Raw genomic sequence first — 18,182 nt, 5'->3', positions numbered from 1 at the left:
CGAGTTCCCACCTGGCTGCGCGTCGTCCTCCCAGCGCTCATCATCCTCGTGTGGTTCGCGGGCGCCGGCATCGGCGGCCCCTACTTCGGCAAGGTGAGCGAGGTCTCCTCCAACGATCAGACGGCCTACCTGCCGTCCTCGGCGGACGCCACGCAGGTGCAGGGCATGCTCGGCGACTTCACCGATTCGAAAGCCATCCCCGCGGTCGTGGTCTTCGCATCGGATTCCGAGATCACCCCCGAGCAGCTCGAGCAGCTGTCGACCTCGGTGCAGGATCTGAGCGGGATCACCGGGGTCGCCGACGGGGTCTCGCCCGTGATCCCGTCGAAGGACGGTCTCGCCGCAGAGGCCTTCGTGCCGGTCGACACCTCGGTGAAGGTGAGCACAGTGGTCGACGAGATCTCCGCGCAGCTCTCGGCGCAGGCGCCCGACGGGATCGTGGCCCACGTGACCGGCCCCGCCGGTTTCACCGCCGACCTCGTCGAAGCGTTCTCGGGCATCGACGGGATCCTGCTCCTCGTCGCGCTCCTCGCGGTGTTCGTGATCCTCATCGTCGTCTACCGCTCGCTCCTCCTCCCCGTCGCGGTGCTCTCGACCAGCCTGTTCGCGCTCACCGTCGCGCTGCTGAGCGTCTGGTGGCTCGCGAAGAGCGGCGTGCTGCTGCTCAGCGGGCAGACCCAGGGCATTCTCTTCATCCTCGTCATCGGCGCCGCGACCGACTACTCACTGCTCTACGTATCGCGCTATCGCGAAGCGCTGCGCGTCGATCAGGACAAGGCGGCGGCGACATTCCGGGCGCTCCGCGGCTCCTGGGAACCCATCGTGGCGTCGGGCGGAACCGTGATCGCGGGCCTGCTCTGCCTCCTCCTCAGCGATCTCAAGTCCAACAGCGCCCTCGGGCCCGTCGCCTCGATCGGCATCGTGTTCGCGATGCTCTCCGCGCTCACGCTGCTCCCGGCGCTCCTCTTCGTGTTCGGCCGCGCCGCGTTCTGGCCGAAGCGGCCGCACTTCGAGCCCGATGTCGTCGCCGCGGAGGGCGGCGTGCCGACCCGGGGTGTCTGGGCGAAGCTCGGCGGGCTCATCCGCCGTAGGCCGCGGACGATCTGGATCGTCACCACCGCGCTCCTGCTGATCGGTGCCGCGGGCGTGACGCAGTTGCAGGCGCAGGGCGTCTCCCAGTCCGATCTCGTACTGACGAGCTCCGGCGCTCGCGACGGGCAGCGCGTGCTCGGCGAGCATTTCCCCGGCGGTTCCGGGAGCCCGGTCTCCGTCGTGGTGCCGACCGCGGAGCTGCGCGGGGCGGCCGACACGATGCTGGAGCAGAGCGGCATCGACGGTGTCACCGTGGTCGCTCGGGACGCCCCGTCCGGCTCCGCGACGGTCACCGGCGACGGCATCGTCGCGCAGGGTCCCCCGGGCACCCCTGCCCCCTCGCCGACCGAGGTCGAGGGGCGCGTGCTCCTGCAGGGCACGCTGACGAGCGCCGCGGATTCCGACGCGGCCGAACGCACGGTCCGGGACCTGCGAGCGGCATTCGCATCGGCGGGCACCCAGGCCCTCGTCGGGGGCGTGACCGCTACGGCGATCGACACGAACGACGCGTCCGTGCACGATCGCACCCTGATCATCCCCGTCGTCCTCGCGGTGATCCTCGTGATCCTCATGCTGCTGCTGCGGTCGATCGTCGCACCGGTGCTGCTCGTCCTCACGACCGTGCTCTCCTTCGGCACCGCCCTCGGCGTCTCGGCCCTGATGTTCAACGGCGTCTTCCGTTTCCCGGGGGCCGACCCCGCGGTGCCGCTCTACGGCTTCGTGTTCCTCGTCGCCCTGGGCATCGACTACAACATCTTCCTCGCCACCCGGGTCCGCGAGGAGTCCCGCATGCACGGCACTCGGGACGGCGTGATCCGAGGCCTGTCGGCCACCGGCGGCGTGATCACCTCTGCCGGGCTCGTGCTCGCCGCCACCTTCGCCGCGCTCTCGGTGATCCCGATCCTGTTCCTCGTGCAGATCGCCTTCATCGTGGCGTTCGGGGTGCTGCTCGACACCTTCCTCGTGCGGGCCTTCCTCGTCCCCGCGCTCCTGTTCGACATCGGGCGCCCGGTATGGTGGCCGTCCCGGCTCGCACGAAAGGACCCCTCGCGATGAACGAACCACGCGTCATCATCTCCGGCGCATCCGGCCTCATCGGCCGGGCGCTCGCCGACTCCTTCGCGACGGACGGCATCCCCGTCGTCCGGCTCGTGCGGCGGCCGGTCCGCTCGGGCGACGAGATCGAGTGGCGGCCCGGGTCCGCCCCCCTCGACCCCGCCGTGCTCGAGGGGGCCCGGGCGGTCGTCTCGCTCAACGGCGCGAGCATCGGACGCCTCCCCTGGACGGCGCGCCGGAAGCAGGAGCTCCTGACCTCCCGGGTCGAGCCGACCCGCACGATCGCGCGCGCAATCCGGCAGCTCGGCCGCGCCGCCCCGCAGTTCGTGTCAGCGTCCGCGGTCGGCATCTACGGTTCGGCTCCCGGGGCGCGTCTGACCGAGCAGAGCCCCACCGGCGGGACGTTCCTGGCGGAGCTCACTGCGCAGTGGGAGCAGACCGCCCTCGAAGCCGGTCCCGATGCGCGCGTCGCCCTGCTCCGCACCGCTCCCCTGCTCCACCCCGCCGGCGTGCTGAAGCCCATGATCGCGCTGACTCGGTTCGGGCTCGGCGGCCCGCTCGGCGGCGGACGGCAGATCTGGCCCTGGATCTCGTTGCAGGACGAGGTTGCGGCGATCCGCCACGTCATCGCGACGGGGCTCACGGGCCCGGTGAACCTCTCAGGCCCCGGGATCGCGAGCGCCAACGACATCGGCCGTGCCCTCGCGTCGGCGATGCACCGCCCGTTCCTGCTGCCCGCGCCCGCGTGGGCGCTCCGGCTCGGGCTCGGACGCGACGCGGCGGACTCCCTCCTGCTCGCGGACGCGGCGGTGCGCCCGGAGGCGCTCGAGCGCTCGGGCTTCGCGTTCGTTCATCGCACCGCGGCCGAGGCGATCGACGCGGCGATCGGCGACCGCGCGCGATGATTCACTTGATCGCGTCGTAGGCGGCGAGCGCGCGGATCCGGCTCTCGCGCAGGTCGACGATCTCGGGGACGATCAGGCTGTCGGGCGCCCACCGGTCGACGTACCGGCCGTCGGAATCGAAGCGCCGCTGCTGGGTCTGCGGATTAAAGATGCGGAAGTACGGCGCCGCGTCGAGCCCGCACCCCGCGACCCACTGCCAGTTGAACGGGTTGCTCGCGGCATCGGCGTCGACGAGCGTGTCCCAGAACCAGCGCTCGCCCTCCCGCCAGTCGATGAGCAGGTTCTTGGTGAGGAACGACGCCGCGGCCATGCGCACACGGTTGTGCATGAAGCCGGTCGTCCAGAGCTCGCGCATGCCGGCGTCGACGAGCGGGAAGCCGGTGCGGCCCCGCTGCCAGGCAGCGAGGTCGTCGGCGGATTCCGCGGACGAGCGCCAGGGGAAGGCGTCGAAGCGCGCGTCGATGCCGCGCTCGTGCATGCCGCCCGCATGGAACAGGGTGTGCCAGGCGAACTCCCGCCAGCCGAGCTCGGAGAGGAAGGTGCCCGCGTCCGCCCCGGACGCGATGGACCGGTGCCAGACCGTGCGCGGGCTGATCTCGCCCCAGCGCAGGTGGGGCGAGAGCTCCGAGGTCGCGGGTCTCGCCGGGTAGTCGCGCCCGTCGGCATAGCCGGCCGCCCGCTCGTCGAGGAATCGCTCGAGCGCGTCATGCGCGGCGCGCTCGCCGGGTTCCCAGCGGGCGGCGAGTCCGCCGGCCCAGTCGGGTTCCGTCGGGCGGAGATTCCAGTCGTCGAGCGCATCGCCCTGCGGCACGTGCGGCCCGGGAATCCAGCGAGCGGGAGGGCCGAGCGGTGCCGCGGGCTCGGGGGCCGCCGCGCAGGCGCGCCAGAAGGCCGAGTAGACGCGATAGGGCCGCCCCTCACCGTTCAGGATGGTGCCGGGCTCGTGCAGCACTCCCCCGACGAAGGATCGCGCGTCGATCCCCGCGCGGCGGAGCGTCGCTTTCAGTTCGGCGTCCGCGTGGCGCTCGTCGCCGTACCTCCGGTTCCAGACGACCCGGGTGATCCCGCACTCGGCCACGATCTCGGGGATCACCGCGGAGGCCGCGCCTCGGCGCAGCACGAGCGGCACGCCGCGGTCGGCGAGCTCGCGCTGCAGCGCCGCGAGCGATCCGTGCAGCCACCAGCGGGCGGCGCCGCCGAGCGGCCGCGATCCGGGGCTCTCCTCGTCGAGCACGAAGAGCGGGATCATGCCCTCCGGGTCCTCCGCCGCTGCCGAGAGCGCCGGGTGATCGGCGATGCGGAGGTCGTCCCGGAACCAGACGAGCGTGGTCACGGGCCTACTTCTTCTCGCAGGATACGCCGTCCTTATCGCCGTCGAGGTGCCGGTTGGCGGTGTAGAGCGCGGTGTCGATCTTGAAGGTCGTGACGGGCTTGGTCTTGCCCCGCACCCGGTCCTTCGCGCCCTTCTTGCCCACACCGTGCTTGTACACCTTGTTGAGCGCGGTGCAGTTCTTGTACCGCGCCGGAGCGGCTTCGGCCGGTGCGGCGGCCAGCGGCGTCAGCGAAACGGCGAGCGCGCCGGCGGCGACCACGGCGAGGAGGCGATGCTTCATGCGTCAACCATATCGGGATCCGTCTTGCGTTCGCGCACGACTTCGCCGATCTTGACCCCGATGACGCCGAGCACGATCAGCGCCGCCCCGAGCCACTGCATGGGCGACGGGATCACTGCGAGCAGCACGATGGTCCAGAAGATACCGAAGAGCGCCTCGGAGTAACCGGTGAAGCTCGCGACCGTCGCGCCGAGCCTGCGGGAGGCGGCGACCCCGAGGATGTACGAGAGCACCGTCGAGATGAGCACCATCCCCGCGACCGCTGCCCAGGGCGGCAGGCCGACCCCGCCGATCACCGCGGGTTCGGAGGTGACCGCGAACGGCAGCAGCCCGACCGAGCTGACGACGATGAGCACGATCGACCCGACCCCGAGCCCCAGACCGACGAACGGCAGGGGCGGGATCCCGTGATCCGCCGACGCCCCGGTCGCGTAGTAGGCGGCGTTGCCGACCGCGGCGATCAGCGCGAACAGGATCCCGAGCGGGTTCAGAGAGCCGCCGGTCACGACGCCCGAGATCGCGACGAGCCCGAGCACCGCGACCCCGGCACCGGCGAGCGTGATCCCGCTCGGTGCCACCCGGGTCCGCGCCCAGCTCCAGAGCATGAGCACCACCGGGCCGAGGAACTCGATCAGCAGCGCGAGGCTCGGCGGGATGAACTGCACCGCCAGGAAGAACGCCAGCTGACAACCGGCCACCGCGAGCAGTCCGAAGAGCAGGAGCGGACGCCACGCGGCGCGCACGAGGCTCCAGCGGCCGCGCAGCACGAACACCGTCGGCACTGCGAGCACGAGCGCGGCGAGCGTGATCCGCGCGGTCACGGCGGCTCCGGCCGACCACCCGGCGGAGAGCAGTGCGCTCGCGAAGATGCCCGAGAGCGCGAAGCTCGCCGCCGACGCGATCGCGAGCAGGAACCCCGCCGCGGGAAGACCCCGTCCCGCACCAGTCACCGCTGCCTCCCGCCGCATCATCGCGCCGGTCGTGCGGCGTCGCCTGCTCCGAGCCTATCGCCGCGAAGGCACGGCACGCGATTCCGGCCTGGCAGGATGGATGGATGCCCGCAACCGCCCTGACCGCAGCCGACTGGCTCGCCCTCGCGGCTGCGTGGATCGCGGCCATCGCGATGCCCGGCCCCGACCTCTTCCTGCTGCTGCGCATCGGCATCCGGGACCGCTCGGCCGCGCTCCGGGCGGCGATCGGGATCATGCTCGGCAATCTCGCCTGGATCCTGGTCTCCGTGCTGGGTCTCTCGGCGCTGCTCCGCGCGATCCCCTGGGCGCTCCCCGCCCTGCAGTTCGCCGGATCGGCGGTGCTGATCTGGATCGGCGCGCAGAGCATCCGCGCCGGCATGCGCAGCCTCCGGGATCCGGCCGCGGCGCAGACGGCGGGCGCCCCGAGCACCCGGCCGCTCCGCCTGGGCCTCATCACCAATCTCTCGAACCCCAAGGCCCTGCTGTTCTTCACCGCCCTGTTCTCGCAGATGCTGCCGCCCGAGGCGAGCTGGTGGGATCGCGGCGCCATCGTCGCACTGCTCGTACTGATCGGGCTCGCCTGGTTCTGCGGGTTCGCCATCGCGGCATCCGCACGGCGCTTCCAGAACTGGTTCCAGCGGGCTTCGCCGTGGATCGACATCGTCGCGGGCACCGTGTTCGTGCTCGTCGCACTCGCGATCCTCACCGAGACGGCGCTGGGGCTGCTGCGCTGACGCGGCGCGGTCGCGCAGCAGCCCCGCCGGCTACCAGCCCTCGGTGAGCACCCGGTCGAGCGCGGCGACGACGAAGTCGGCGCTCTCGGCGGTGAGGCACAGCGGCGGCTTCACCTTGAGCACGTTCGAGCGCTCCGAGGTGGTCAGCACGACCACGCCCAGTTCACGCAGGCGCTCGCAGATCGCGACGGCCTCCTCCTTCGCGGGCTCCAGCGTCTCGCGGTCGCGCACGAGCTCGACGCCCAGGTAGAGGCCGGTGCCGTGCACCGGACCGATCAGCGTGTGACGCGCGGCGAGCGCCTCGAAACCGAGTCGCAGCCGTTCGCCGACCACGGCCGCGTTCTGCTGCAGTCCCTCGTCGCGCATCGCGTCGAGCACGGCGATGCCGACCCGGCACGACAGCGGGTTGCCCCCGGCCGACGAGAAGAACTGCCCCTGCGAGGCCAGCGCATCGGCGATCCGCTGCGAGGTGATGACCCCGCCGATCGGGAACCCGTTGCCCATCGGCTTCGCGATGGTCACGATGTCGGGCACGACGCCCGACTGCTCGAAGCCCCAGAACGTGGATCCCATGCGCCCGAAACCCACCTGCACCTCGTCGGCGATGCAGAGGCCGCCGGCGGCGCGCACGCGCGCGTACGCGTCGGCGAGGTAGCCCTCGGGCAGCCGGACCCCGCCGGCGTTGCCCAGCACCGACTCGCAGATGAACCCGGCGGCGTCGCGACCCTCGGCCGCGAGCGCGGCGAGGTCGGCGCCGAGAGCCGCCGCGTACCTCGGCCCCGTGCCCGGCCCGCGGTACGTGCCGCGGTACTCGTTGGGCACGTCGGCCACGTGCACCCAGTCGGGGCGGGACTCGAGCGCGTGCGGGTTGTCGTACGCCGAGGTCGTCACGGCATCGGACGCCATGGTCCAGCCGTGGTAGGCCTCGCGCAGCGACACGATGGTACGCCGCCCGGTGGCCGCCTGCGCGAGGCGCAGGGCCAGGTCGACCGCCTCGGATCCGCTGTTGACGAGCAGCACGGTGTCGAGCCCGGTGCCCTGGGGCAGCAGTCCGAGCAGCCGCTCGCTGTACTCCGCGAGCTCGCGGTAGAGGAACCGCGAATTGGTGTTGAGGATCCGGATCTGCCGGTTCACCGCGTCGGCGACGCCCGGGTGCCCGTGACCGAGCCCGGTCACGTTGTTGACCATGTCGACGTATGCGCGGCCGGTCGTGTCGATGAGGTGGTGCCGCCAGCCCCGCTCGATCTGCATCGGACGCTCGTAGTAGCGTTCCTGCGCGCTCGCGAAGATGCGCGAGCGGCGGTCCTGCTCGTCGCTCGATTCGTCCCGCTGCCCCAGTTCGGGGAGCGCGAGGAGCCCGGCCGGATCCGGCGCGAGGCGCCGCCACGCGGGCACGCGCTCGGGCGCGATGAGCTGCGCCGAGGCGAAGTGGTCCTCGGTCAGCGGGAGCGCATCGGGCCGGCGCAGGCCGACGGTCACCGTGCGCGGTACCCCGCTGCCGGCGTCGCTCGCCGCGACCGCCCCGATCACGGTCCCCGCGGCCACGGCTTCGCCGCCGACCACGGTCGGCACGATGCCGCTGATCCCGAGCAGCCATCCGTCCGCGAGCGCGAAGAGGAGCGCGTCCGGCCCTACCGCCAGCACGGTGCCCGCGGCGGGTGCGATCGCGCGCTGCGCGTCGCCCGCGGCGATGCGGATCTCGGTGTTCGCGGGCCAGGTGCGCGCCCCGTCGACCGTGTCGATCGCCGTGCGCGTCAGTCGGTAGACGCCGTGCGGCAGCACGGCCGCCGCGGCGCCCGCTCTCAGAGCCGACGCCGCGAGCGAGTCCTCCGCGTCGGCCGCCAACCAGGCCCCGGCGTCGAGCGATTCCGATTCGACCCCGGGGTCGAGGATCGCGACCTCGCCGAGGAGATCGGGCAGCAGCGAACGCAGCGGGAGCGTCCCCGCCGCCGCGGGCGCGGGCGTCGCCAGCAGGCGCAGTTCGGTGCCGTGCGGGGCGCCCAGCAGACCGACCTCGGCGAGCACCAGCTCGGTGGCCTCGACGAGCGGGATCAGGGTCGCGGCGTCGAAGATCGCCTGCTCGCCCGCCACGCGCTCGCGAGCGTACTCGTTGCCGCCGTCGATCTCGAGCTGACGCCAGCCGCTCGCGACGAGCAGCGCGGCGCGCAGCACGACGAGCGGCCACACCGCGCGGGCCTCCGCCGCGGACAGCTCGGCCCCGCGGTGGAACGCCGCGACGGTGCCGAGCACGCGCTCGGGCCTGGCCGGCTCGTGGTGGAGCATGGAGGACGCTGTGACGGCGAGCTCGGCGACCCGCCACCCGAGCGAGAGATCGCCCAGATCCAGCACGGTGCCGGGGTGCACCCGGGCGTCGTCGCCCCGGATCCCCATCACGTTGTCGTCGGTCAGGTCTCCGTGGATCGCCTGCACCGGCAGCGCGTCCGCGACCGCGGCGAGCGCCTCGTGCGCCGCCTGCGCGGCGAGGATCACGCGATCGCGGAGCACGGGATCGGTGATCGCCGGAGCGAGCCGCACGGTCTCGTCGTATGCGACCCGCATGTCCCACATGTGCGGGCGGTCGAGACCCGGGTGGTCGAGAGCCTCCAGCGCACGCACCGACGCCGCGGCGAGCGCGCCGAACTCCTCGAGCACGACGGGTGCGAGGTAGCCGGCGTCGACGAGCGGGACCCCGTCGACGAATTCGCTGCGCCGCACGGCGTAGCCGCCCCAGGTCTGCGTGAGCGCGCCGTCGAGTCCGGCGAGCACCGCGGGCACCCGGACGCCCGCCGCCCGGTAGGCGTCGAGCGCGGCGTGCTGGGCGTCGCGGGCCTCCTGCCCGAAGATCGGATTGTCGATCCGCAGCACGCTGCGGGATCCATCGGGGTGGGTGAGCAGGTAGTTGCGGTCCTGGTTGCTGCCGAGCTCGACAGCCGCGGCCTCGATGCCGTAGAGCTCGCCCGAGATCCGTGCTGCGTCCTCCGCGCTCACCGCGGGGCGCACCAGTCCGCCGGCCTCGTCGCCGACGGGCGTCGTGGGGTCCTGCGTCATCAGTCGGCTCCCGCCACTCGGCTCAGGATCTCGGGCACGAGCGCCGAGAAGGCGCGGGTGCGGTGCGAAGCGGCGTCCTTCTCGGCCGGCGTGAGCTCCGCGGCCGAGCGGGTCTCGCCCTCGGGACGGAACACCGGATCGTAGCCGAAGCCGCCCGCGCCGGCGGGGGCCCGGAGCACGCTCCCGGGCCAGTTGCCGATCTGCACGGCCTCCTCGCCCGAGGGCAGCGCGAGCGCCGCGGCGCAGACGAACGCCGCGGAGCGGTGCTCGTCCGCCAGGTCGTTGAGCTGCCAGAGCAGCAGGTCGACGTTCGCCGTATCGCTGCGGGCGGGACCGCCCCAGCGCGCCGAGAAGATGCCCGGGCACCCGCCGAGCACCTCGACCGAGATGCCCGAGTCGTCGGCGATGGCGGGGAGCCCGGTGTGCGCGGCCGCCGCGCGCGCTTTGATGAGCGCGTTCTCGGCGAAGGTGACCCCGCTCTCGACGGGCTCGGGCCCGTCGTAGCCGATCAGCTCGATGCCCGGAATCAGGGGCTCCATGAGCCGCCGCAGCTCCTGCAGCTTGTGCGCGTTGTGGCTCGCCAGCACGACCTGCGCGGGACTCATGCGCGGCGGCCGATCAGCTCGTCGATCCCGTCGATGTCCGCGAGCGCCGCGCGCTGGATCGCACCCAGCTCGGTGGTCGAGACGAGCGCGAGGTCGAGCAGCGCATCGAGCTCGGCGCGCTTGAACGGCGCGCCCTCGGCGGTGCCCTGCACCTCGACGAAGTCGCCCGAGCCCGTGACGACCACGTTCATGTCGGTCTCGGCCTTCGAATCCTCGACGTAGGCGAGGTCGCTGAGCGGCACCCCGCCCACGATGCCGACCGAGATCGCCGCGACGCTGTCGGTGAGCGGCTTCGCCTTGCGGGCGATGTGGCCCTGCGCGCGGCCCCAGGCGAGCGCCTCGGCCAGCGCGACGTAGGCGCCCGTGATCGACGCGGTGCGCGTGCCTCCGTCGGCCTGCAGCACGTCGCAGTCGATCACGAGGGTGTTCTCGCCGAGGGCTTTCGTATCGACCACGGCACGGAGGCTCCGTCCGATGAGCCGCGAGATCTCGTGCGTGCGCCCGCCGATCTTGCCCTTGACCGATTCGCGCTGCATGCGCTCGTTCGTGGAGCGCGGCAGCATCGCGTACTCGGCCGTGACCCAGCCGGTCCCCTTGCCCATGAGCCAGCGCGGCACGCCGGGGGTGAACGACGCGGTGCACAGCACACGGGTGTCACCGAAGGAGATGAGGGCGCTGCCCTCGGCCTGGGCGCTCCACCCGCGCTCGATGGTCACGGGGCGCGTCTGCGCCGGGGTACGTCCGTCGAACCTGATGGTGTCGGTCATGGTGCTCCTTCGGGTGAGGATTCCGGGGGGCTCCCGGGAAATCTGCGGGGTCTGGGCCGGCTAGGGCAGGCGGATCGCGCCCGTGGGCATGCGGTCGACGGCGTCGATGCCGATCCCGATCATGCGGCGCGCCAGCTCGACGAATCCGGCCGTATCGGCGCCGGTGGCCTCGTAGCGGACGAGCGGTTCGCCGGCGTCCTCAGAGCGGAGCAGACCGCGATCGGTCAGCGTGCGGTAGACCTCCACCGCGGTTTCGACGTCGCTCGACACGAGGGCGACATCGGGCCCCACGACCTGGCGGATCGCACCGCGGAGGAACGGATAGTGCGTGCACCCGAGCACGAGCGTGTCGATCTCGCGATCGAGCAGCGGGGCGAGGTAGCGCTCCGCCACCTCGAGCACCTCGGGCCCGCTCGTGCGTCCGGCCTCGACCAGCGGGACGAACTCGGGGCACGCCTGCCCCGTCAGCTCGATGTCGGGACGCATGCTGAACAGGTCGTCGTACACGCGGGACTGGATGGTGCCCTGCGTTCCGATGAGGCCGACCCGGCCGTTGCGGGTGATGGAGACGGCGCTGCGCACCGTCGGCCCGATCACTTCGACCACCGGGACGTCGTAGCGCTCGTGCGCGTCGCGCAGCATGGCCGCGCTCGCGGTGTTGCAGGCGATCACGAGCATCTTCACCCCCTGCGCGACGAGGTCGTCGAGGATCTCGAGCGAGAACCTGCGCACCTCGGCGATGGGACGCGGGCCGTACGGCGTATTCGCCGTATCGCCCACGTAGATCATCGACTCGTTCGGCAGCTGGTCGCGGATCGCCCGCGCCACGGTGAGCCCGCCGACGCCCGAGTCGAACACGCCGATGGGAGCGTCGTTCTGCAGCACGGAAGTCACGGATCCAGCCTACCGCGCGGGGTGCACGGGATGCTGGGGCTCAGCGCTTGATCCAGCTCGCCCGGTGCAGCTCGGTGAGGCCGTGGGCCGCGATGCCGTCGTAGTGCGCTTTCGCCCCGTAGCCCTTGTTGGAGGCCCAGGCGTAGTGCGGATGCGCCTCGTGCGCCTCCAGCATCAGCGCGTCCCGCGCGACTTTCGCCCGCACGGACGCCGCCGACACCGAGGCGCAGTCCCGATCGGCGCCCACGCGGGTGCGGACGTCGAGCGGCGCGCGCAGCGCCGGGGTGAGCCAGTCGTGCGAGCCGTCGAGCAGGATCACCGCGTCCGTGACATCGATGCCGCTCTCGTGCAGCGCCAGCAGCGCCCGTCGAGCGGCGGCGCCGAGCATCGCCGTGATGCCGTGCTCGTCGATCTCGAGCGCGGTCGAGAAGCCGACGGCGCCGGGGCCGAAGTCGTCGATCCCTGCGGCGATCGCCTCGCGCTTCTTCTGGCTGATGAGTTTGGAGTCCCGGAGCCCCTCGGGAAAGCTCCCGGTACCCACACGGACCGCGTGGACGCCGACCGCGACCGGGCCGGCGATCGCGCCGCGGCCGACCTCGTCGACGCCGATCACGAGCCGCGACCCGGCGGCGAACCACTCGTGCTCGAGCTCGAGGGTCGGTTCCTTCGAGACCCCGGCCATCGGCTACTGCTTCTGCTTCTGGCGCTCGGTCTCGGCGACGACGCCGGCGAAGGTGTCGGGGTAGTCCCCCAGCCAGGTGAAGCGGTTCAGCGGCCAGTTCAGCACGAACGCGCGGCCGACGACCTCGCTCTCCTTCACGAACCCCTTGCCCGGATCATCCTGGTGGTAGCGGGAATCCCGGCTGCCGTAGCGGTTGTCGCCCATCACCCAGATGGATCCCTCGGGCACCGTCACCTTGAAGTCCATGCCGGAGGCGCGGGTGTTGCCGTCGCTCAGGAACACGTAGGGCTCCTTGATCGGCACGCCGTTGATCTTCATGCGGCCGTTCGCGTCGCAGCACTCGACCGTGTCGCCGCCGATGCCGATGACGCGCTTCACCAGGTACTGGTTGCTCGTGTCGGCCGCGAGGCCGACCGTCTGCAGCACCTGCTCGAACGGGGTCGGGTCCTTCGCCCCGGTCGGGGTGAGCCACCCGCCAGGATCCTTGAACACCACCACGTCGCCGCGTTTCAGCGGCACCACGTTCGGCACGAGCTGATTCACGAGCACCCGGTCGTTGACCTCGAGCGTGTGCATCATCGACCCCGAGGGGATGTAGAAGCTGCGCACCAGGAAGGTCTTGAGCAGGAACGAGATGAGGAAGGCGACCAGGAGGATGATCACCAGGTCTCGCAGGAAGCCGAAGAGTCCGCCGCGCCGCTGCTTCGCGGCCGTTGCGTCGTGGGTGGCGGCTTCGCTCATGTCAGGCGGCTCCGGAGGTCGGGGTGGATCGGGATGCGTGCACGGTTCTGGCACAGACACTACAGGCTCCCATCCGTTGCCGGAGGGAGCCTGTGAGCGGGGTGTCGGGCGCGGCGCGCGCCCGACAGAGTCGCGGCTTAGAAGTCGCGCTTCTCCTTGACCTTGGCCTTCTTGCCGGTGAGGCCGCGCAGGTAGTAGAGCTTCGCACGACGGACGTCACCGCGGGTGACGACCTCGATCTTGTCGATCGCGGGCGAGTGCACGGGGAACTTGCGCTCCACGCCCACCTGGAAGCTGATCTTGCGGACGGTGAAGGTCTCGCGGACGCCCTCGCCGTGGCGGGAGATCACGATGCCCTGGAACACCTGGACACGCGAGCGGTTGCCCTCGACGATGTTGACGTGCACCTTGACGGTGTCGCCGGCGCGGAACTCGGGGATGTCGCTCCGGAGCGACGCGGCATCGACGTGATCGAGCTTCTGCATGATGGTCTCTCTCTGCGGCCGCCGCAAGTCGGGGCGCGGATTCTGAAGATTTGAAAAGATGATGAGTGCTGCACGGTGTGTGCGGACCCTTGCGGCAGTACCGCACCGTGGCACGAGGATCTATTATGCCACAGATCCGAGTGCCGTGTCGCCGGTCGCCGGCTTCGGGCCTCTTGCCGGGTTCCCCGACCCGCCCGGGTTCCCGGGTTCGAGCGCGCCTGCGCGCGATCCGGGACCGATGTCGGCGGCGACTGACATGATCGAGGCATGAGCCCCGAACCGCAGAGCACCCCCGCCGCGTCCACGCACGACGACGCCCTCGCGCTGCTCCGGCGGCTCACCGGCCGCCCCGACGCGGTGTTCCACGACGGCCAGTTCGAGGCCATCAGCGCGCTCGTCGACGAGCACCGGCGCGCGCTCGTGGTGCAGCGCACCGGCTGGGGCAAGTCCGCGGTCTACTTCGTCGCCACGGCGCTGCTGCGGGCTCGCGGCGCGGGTCCGACCCTGCTCGTCTCCCCCCTGCTCGCGCTCATGCGCGACCAGGTCTCCGCGGCCGAACGCGCGGGCGTGCGCGCCGCCGCGATCAACTCGGCCACCGCCGACGAGTGGAACGAGATCGAGGCGAAGCTCGCGGCCGACGAGCTCGACGTGCTGCTCGTCTCTCCCGAGCGTCTCAACAACCCGCGGTTCCGAGAGCAGCAACTGCCCGCGCTGCTCGCGCGCATGGGACTGATGGTCATCGACGAGGCGCACTGCATCTCCGACTGGGGGCACGACTTCCGCCCCGATTACCGCCGCATCGCCGCTCTGCTGGCCGAGCTCGATCGCAGCGTCCCCGTGCTCGCCACCACCGCCACCGCCAACGCACGCGTGGTCGCCGACGTCGTCGAGCAGCTCGGCGACGACGTGCTCACGCTGCGCGGATCCCTGGCGCGCGCATCGCTCCGGCTCGGGTGCCTGCGCCTCCCTTCCTCGCGCGAGCGGCTCGCGTGGCTCGTCGCGCACCTCGCCGAGCTGCCGGGCAGCGGCATCGTCTACGCCCTCACCGTCTCGGCCGCCGAAGACACTGCGCAACTGCTGCGCGACGCGGGCCACGCGGTCGCCGCCTACACCGGCCGCACCGACCCCGAGGAACGCGAGCAGCTCGAGGCCGCGCTCAAGCGCAACGAGGTGAAGGCGCTCATCGCCACGAGCGCGCTCGGCATGGGCTTCGACAAGCCGGACCTCGGCTTCGTCGTCCACCTGGGTGCGCCGTCCTCCCCCGTCGCCTACTACCAGCAGGTCGGCCGCGCGGGCCGCGCCACGGACCACGCCGACGTGCTGCTCCTGCCCGGCACCGAGGACGCCGAGATCTGGCGCTACTTCGCCACGGCTTCCATGCCCGACCCGGAACGCGCAGCCGCGGTCATCGCTGCGCTCGGCGACGAACCGCTCTCGACGCCAGCGCTCGAGGCCCGCGTCGACATCCGCCGCACCCAGCTCGAACTGCTCCTCAAGGTGCTCGACGTCGATGGTGCCGTGCGCCGGGTGTCCGGCGGCTGGATCGCGACGGGCGCGCCGTGGCACTACGACGCCGAGCGCTACGCCCGCATCGCGGCCGCGCGCGAGGCCGAGCAGCGTTCGATGCTCGAATACGAGCGCGGCGCGGTCTGCCGCATGGAGCTGCTGCAGCGCGACCTCGACGACCCGAACGCCGCGCAGTGCGGCCGCTGCGATGTCTGCGCCGGCGCCTGGTACCCGAGCGACGTGCCGAGCGCCGCCGCCGAGCAGGCATCCGGTCGACTCGCGCTCGTCGGGGTCCCGGTCGAGCCGCGTGGGCAGTGGCCCACCGGTGCCGACCGTCGTGGGCTGCCGGTGCGCGGACGCATCGCCGTCGAGGAGCGCCCCGAGCCGGGCCGCACCATCGCACGGCTCACCGATCTCGGGTGGGGCGGCGCCCTGCGCGAGATCTTCGCCGCGGGGGCAGCCGACCGCCCGATCGACGAACGCCTGCTGAGCGGCGCGCTCACCGCGCTGCGCGACTGGCCGTGGCAGCAGCGCCCCGTCGGCGTCGTCGCGATGCCGTCGCTGGGGCGACCGCAGCTGGTCTCGAGCACCGCCGCGGCGATCGCCGAACGCGGCCGTCTGCCGAACCTCGGCGCGCTCGACGTCGACCCCTCGATCCCGGTCACGGGCCCGGGCGGCAACAGCGCGTTCCGCCTGGCCTCGGTCTGGAACCGCTTCGACGTCTCCCCCGAACTCGCGCAGACGGTCGCGCAGGCCCCCGGCCCGCTGCTCCTCGTCGACGACCTCATCGACAGTCGCTGGACCATCACGGTCGGCGCCCGACTGCTCCGCGCAGCGGGTGCCCCCGCGGTACTCCCGTTCGCGCTCGCCTCGGTCGGCTGAGAACGGGGACTACGCCTCGCGCAGCTCCTCGGGAAGCAGCTCGGGGCGCACGCGGCGGGTGCGCTCGACGCGCTGCTCTCGACGCCAGCGCTCGACGGCGGCGTGGTTGCCGCTCAGCAGCACGGGCGGCACCTCGCGGCCGCGCCACTCGGCGGGCTTCGTGTAGCTCGGGTACTCGAGCAGGCCGTCCTCCTCGTGGGATTCCTCAACCAGGCTCTCGGGATTGCCCACGACGCCGGGCAGCAGGCGACCGATCGCCTCGATCATCGCGATCGTCGCGACCTCACCGCCGTTCAGCACGTAGTCGCCGATGCTCACGAGGCGCACGCGACCGCGCTCGGCGTACTCGTCGAACACGCGCTGGTCGATGCCCTCGTAGCGGCCGCAGCCAAACACCAGGTGGCGCTCCTCCGCGAGCTCGCGCGCCATGCGCTGGGTGAACACGTCGCCGGCGGGCGACGGGAAGATGATGAGCGGCTCGGTGCCGGAATCCTCATCCGCGAGGATGCCGTCGAGCATCTCGCCCCACGGTTCCGGCTTCATGACCATGCCGGCGCCGCCGCCCGCGGGAGTGTCGTCGACGGTGCGGTGCTTGTCGTGCGCGGCCTCGCGCAGATCGTGCACGCGCAGGTCGATGAGCCCGCGGCTCTTGGCCTTGCCGAGCAGCGAGAGCTCGAGCGCGTCGAAGTAGCCGGGGAAGATCGAGACGACGTCGATCCTCATGCGGTCGGCCCCGACTCCCCCTCGGCGGGCGACTCGTCGGCGTTCGCGGAACCGCCCGAAGCGGGTCCGCCGGCCTCGATCGCGGCGCTCTCGTCGAAGAGTCCGGGCGGCGGGGTCACGATGACGACGCCGGCCTCGGGGTCGACGCTCGGCACGATCGCCTCGACGAACGGGACGAGGACGGTGCCGCCGGGAGTGTGCACCGAAAGCAGGTCCTGCGCCGGGAAGTGCTGCACCTCGGCGACGGTGCCGAGCTCGACGGTGCCAAGCTCGGGATCCTCGCGACGCACCGAGAGGCCGACGAGCTGGTGGTCGTACCAGGCGTTCTCCTCGGCGCCGGCGGCGACGGCGTCCTCGTCGATCCAGAGGATCGCGCGAACGCCGCTCTCGACCGCGGTCCGGTCCGGCAGCTCCTCGAAGAAGGCGACGGGCGTCTCGTTGAACCAGCGGAGCTCGCGCAGCGTGAGCGTGCGGCCGAACCACTGCGAGTCCTCGGGGACCTGCAGTTGGAACACGGCGCCCGGCACGAAGCGCAGCTCGGGGTTGTCGGTGTAGAGCTCGACCTTGACGCCGCCCTTGAGCCCGTGAGGCTTGGTGAGCCGACCAACGCGGAGGCTCCCCGCACCCTGAGCGGGTCGGGGAGCCTTCGCGCGGCCTGATGCTGCGCTCACGCGCGAGCCTCGACGTTCGGGGCGTCCGACGTGTCGGATCCGCCCTCGGCATCGGTGTCGACCACGTCGACGCGAACCCGATGGCCGTCGGCCAGCGAGCCGATCACGGTGCGCAGCGACTGCGCCGTGCGACCACCGCGTCCGATGACGCGGCCCAGGTCGCGCGGGTTCACGCGCACCTCGAGCAGCTCACCCCGCGGAGTCTCGCGCGCATCGACGCGCACCTGCTCGGGGTGATCGACTATCCCCTTGACCAGGTGTTCGAGTGCTTCGGCGAGCGCGGGGGCGGCCATTCTTAGGCCTCTGCCGTCTCAGCCGCGGCCTCGTCGGCAGCGGGAGCCTCGTCGGCTGCGGGTGCAGCGGGCTTCTCGGCCTTGGGACGCAGGACCGGCTTCTTGGCCGAGTCGGCCTCGAAGGCGACCTTGGCCTCGGGAGCGAGGATCTTCGACTCGGTCTCGCCCTCGCCGGTGAACTTGCCCCAATCGCCGCTCAGCTTGAGGATGGCTGCGACCTGCTCGGTCGGCTGCGCGCCGACGCTCAGCCAGTACTGCGCACGATCCGAGTTGACCTCGATGAACGAGGGGTGCTCGGTCGGGTGGTACTTGCCGATCTCCTCGATGACGCGACCGTCGCGCTTGGTGCGCGAGTCGGCGACGACGATGCGGTAGTAGGGGGCCCGGATCTTGCCGAGACGCTTCAGGCGGATCTTGACTGCCATGATGCTCCTTCAGTGATGAGTTCGGGCGCTCGGCCCGATGATGAAAAACGCCGCGACTCGACCAGCGATGCCGGCGCGGCGCGAAGCTG

The 18,182-nt window shown here is 71.9% G+C and carries 18 protein-coding genes; 4 read left to right on the top strand and 14 right to left on the bottom strand.

The genetic code is table 11. From position 1 onward, the window contains the following. The first annotated feature begins 15 nt into the window (after positions 1–15). Both BMH31_RS04840 and BMH31_RS04835 read left to right on the top strand, forming a co-directional pair. Positions 16–2,148, top strand: coding sequence for an MMPL family transporter (locus tag BMH31_RS04840; RefSeq protein ID WP_241898140.1), 2,133 nt, complete (start codon positions 16–18; stop codon positions 2,146–2,148). Continuing rightward, entirely contained in the window at positions 2,145–3,053 is a 909-nt protein-coding gene (locus tag BMH31_RS04835) for a TIGR01777 family oxidoreductase (protein WP_099724206.1), read from the top strand. Before BMH31_RS04840 ends, BMH31_RS04835 begins: the two co-directional genes overlap by 4 nt. Position 3,054: 1 nt before the next feature. Here BMH31_RS04835 and BMH31_RS04830 read toward each other — a convergent pair whose 3' ends face one another. Genes BMH31_RS04830 through BMH31_RS04820 form a run of 3 tightly spaced genes read right to left on the bottom strand, consistent with a single transcriptional unit; the run spans position 3,055 to position 5,616 of the window. Next, positions 3,055–4,386, bottom strand: coding sequence for a deoxyribodipyrimidine photo-lyase (locus BMH31_RS04830; RefSeq protein WP_099724207.1), 1,332 nt, complete (start codon positions 4,384–4,386; stop codon positions 3,055–3,057). 4 nt (positions 4,387–4,390) lie between these two features. Beyond that, positions 4,391–4,666, bottom strand: a complete 276-nt coding sequence (locus tag BMH31_RS04825; RefSeq protein ID WP_099724208.1) for an excalibur calcium-binding domain-containing protein — start codon at positions 4,664–4,666, stop codon at positions 4,391–4,393. After that, entirely contained in the window at positions 4,663–5,616 is a 954-nt protein-coding gene (locus BMH31_RS04820) for an EamA family transporter (protein WP_241898135.1), read from the bottom strand. Before BMH31_RS04820 ends, BMH31_RS04825 begins: the two co-directional genes overlap by 4 nt. Positions 5,617–5,720: 104 nt before the next feature. Between BMH31_RS04820 and BMH31_RS04815 the strand changes: the two genes are divergently transcribed. Continuing rightward, positions 5,721–6,371, top strand: coding sequence for a LysE family translocator (locus BMH31_RS04815; protein ID WP_099724209.1), 651 nt, complete (start codon positions 5,721–5,723; stop codon positions 6,369–6,371). A gap of 30 nt (positions 6,372–6,401) precedes the next feature. Here BMH31_RS04815 and BMH31_RS04810 read toward each other — a convergent pair whose 3' ends face one another. From BMH31_RS04810 to rplS, 7 genes are all read right to left on the bottom strand, one after another. After that, positions 6,402–9,419: an aminotransferase gene (locus tag BMH31_RS04810; protein ID WP_099724210.1), complete on the bottom strand. Its 3,018-nt coding sequence runs from the start codon at positions 9,417–9,419 to the stop codon at positions 6,402–6,404. Further along, a complete protein-coding gene (locus tag BMH31_RS04805; RefSeq protein WP_099724211.1) occupies positions 9,419–10,024 on the bottom strand; it encodes a non-canonical purine NTP pyrophosphatase in 606 nt (201 codons plus the stop codon). The genes BMH31_RS04810 and BMH31_RS04805 overlap by 1 nt, the downstream gene beginning before the upstream one ends. After that, positions 10,021–10,791, bottom strand: a complete 771-nt coding sequence (gene rph, locus BMH31_RS04800; protein ID WP_099724212.1) for a ribonuclease PH — start codon at positions 10,789–10,791, stop codon at positions 10,021–10,023. Before rph ends, BMH31_RS04805 begins: the two co-directional genes overlap by 4 nt. A 60-nt stretch (positions 10,792–10,851) precedes the next feature. Then, a complete protein-coding gene (gene murI, locus BMH31_RS04795; protein WP_199068311.1) occupies positions 10,852–11,685 on the bottom strand; it encodes a glutamate racemase in 834 nt (277 codons plus the stop codon). Positions 11,686–11,725: 40 nt separating this feature from the next. Beyond that, entirely contained in the window at positions 11,726–12,367 is a 642-nt protein-coding gene (locus tag BMH31_RS04790; RefSeq protein WP_099724213.1) for a ribonuclease HII, read from the bottom strand. A 3-nt stretch (positions 12,368–12,370) separates the two neighbouring features. Next, on the bottom strand, positions 12,371–13,108 hold the full coding sequence (gene lepB, locus BMH31_RS04785; protein WP_099724214.1) for a signal peptidase I: 738 nt from the start codon (positions 13,106–13,108) through the stop codon (positions 12,371–12,373). A 137-nt stretch (positions 13,109–13,245) separates the two neighbouring features. Then, positions 13,246–13,593 (bottom strand): 50S ribosomal protein L19, encoded by a 348-nt coding sequence (gene rplS, locus BMH31_RS04780; RefSeq protein WP_046454561.1) that lies wholly within the window; start codon positions 13,591–13,593, stop codon positions 13,246–13,248. Positions 13,594–13,860: 267 nt separating this feature from the next. Here rplS and BMH31_RS04775 point away from each other — a divergent pair, with 267 nt between their 5' ends. After that, the gene (locus BMH31_RS04775) at positions 13,861–15,981 is read left to right on the top strand and encodes a RecQ family ATP-dependent DNA helicase (protein WP_099724215.1); all 2,121 of its coding nucleotides are present in this window, start codon (positions 13,861–13,863) and stop codon (positions 15,979–15,981) included. A gap of 9 nt (positions 15,982–15,990) precedes the next feature. Here BMH31_RS04775 and trmD read toward each other — a convergent pair whose 3' ends face one another. From trmD to rpsP, 4 genes are read right to left on the bottom strand one after another with little or no spacing between them, the layout of a single operon-like run. Further along, positions 15,991–16,704 carry a tRNA (guanosine(37)-N1)-methyltransferase TrmD gene (gene trmD, locus BMH31_RS04770; protein WP_099724216.1) on the bottom strand — a complete coding sequence of 238 codons (714 nt, stop codon included), beginning with the start codon at positions 16,702–16,704 and terminating at the stop codon, positions 15,991–15,993. After that, positions 16,701–17,375 (bottom strand): ribosome maturation factor RimM, encoded by a 675-nt coding sequence (rimM, locus tag BMH31_RS04765; RefSeq protein ID WP_046454539.1) that lies wholly within the window; start codon positions 17,373–17,375, stop codon positions 16,701–16,703. Before rimM ends, trmD begins: the two co-directional genes overlap by 4 nt. Continuing rightward, the gene (locus tag BMH31_RS04760; protein WP_046454538.1) at positions 17,372–17,668 is read right to left on the bottom strand and encodes an RNA-binding protein; all 297 of its coding nucleotides are present in this window, start codon (positions 17,666–17,668) and stop codon (positions 17,372–17,374) included. Before BMH31_RS04760 ends, rimM begins: the two co-directional genes overlap by 4 nt. 2 nt (positions 17,669–17,670) lie before the next feature. Then, positions 17,671–18,093, bottom strand: coding sequence for a 30S ribosomal protein S16 (gene rpsP / locus BMH31_RS04755; protein ID WP_099724217.1), 423 nt, complete (start codon positions 18,091–18,093; stop codon positions 17,671–17,673). Between the last annotated feature and the right edge of the window lie 89 nt (positions 18,094–18,182).

It is taken from the genome of Leucobacter sp. OLIS6, assembly GCF_002752355.1.
Taxonomy (GTDB): Bacteria; Actinomycetota; Actinomycetes; order Actinomycetales; family Microbacteriaceae; genus Leucobacter.
Note: the sequence above shows the minus strand (reverse complement) of the source record. Positions and strands in the feature narration are given on the sequence as shown.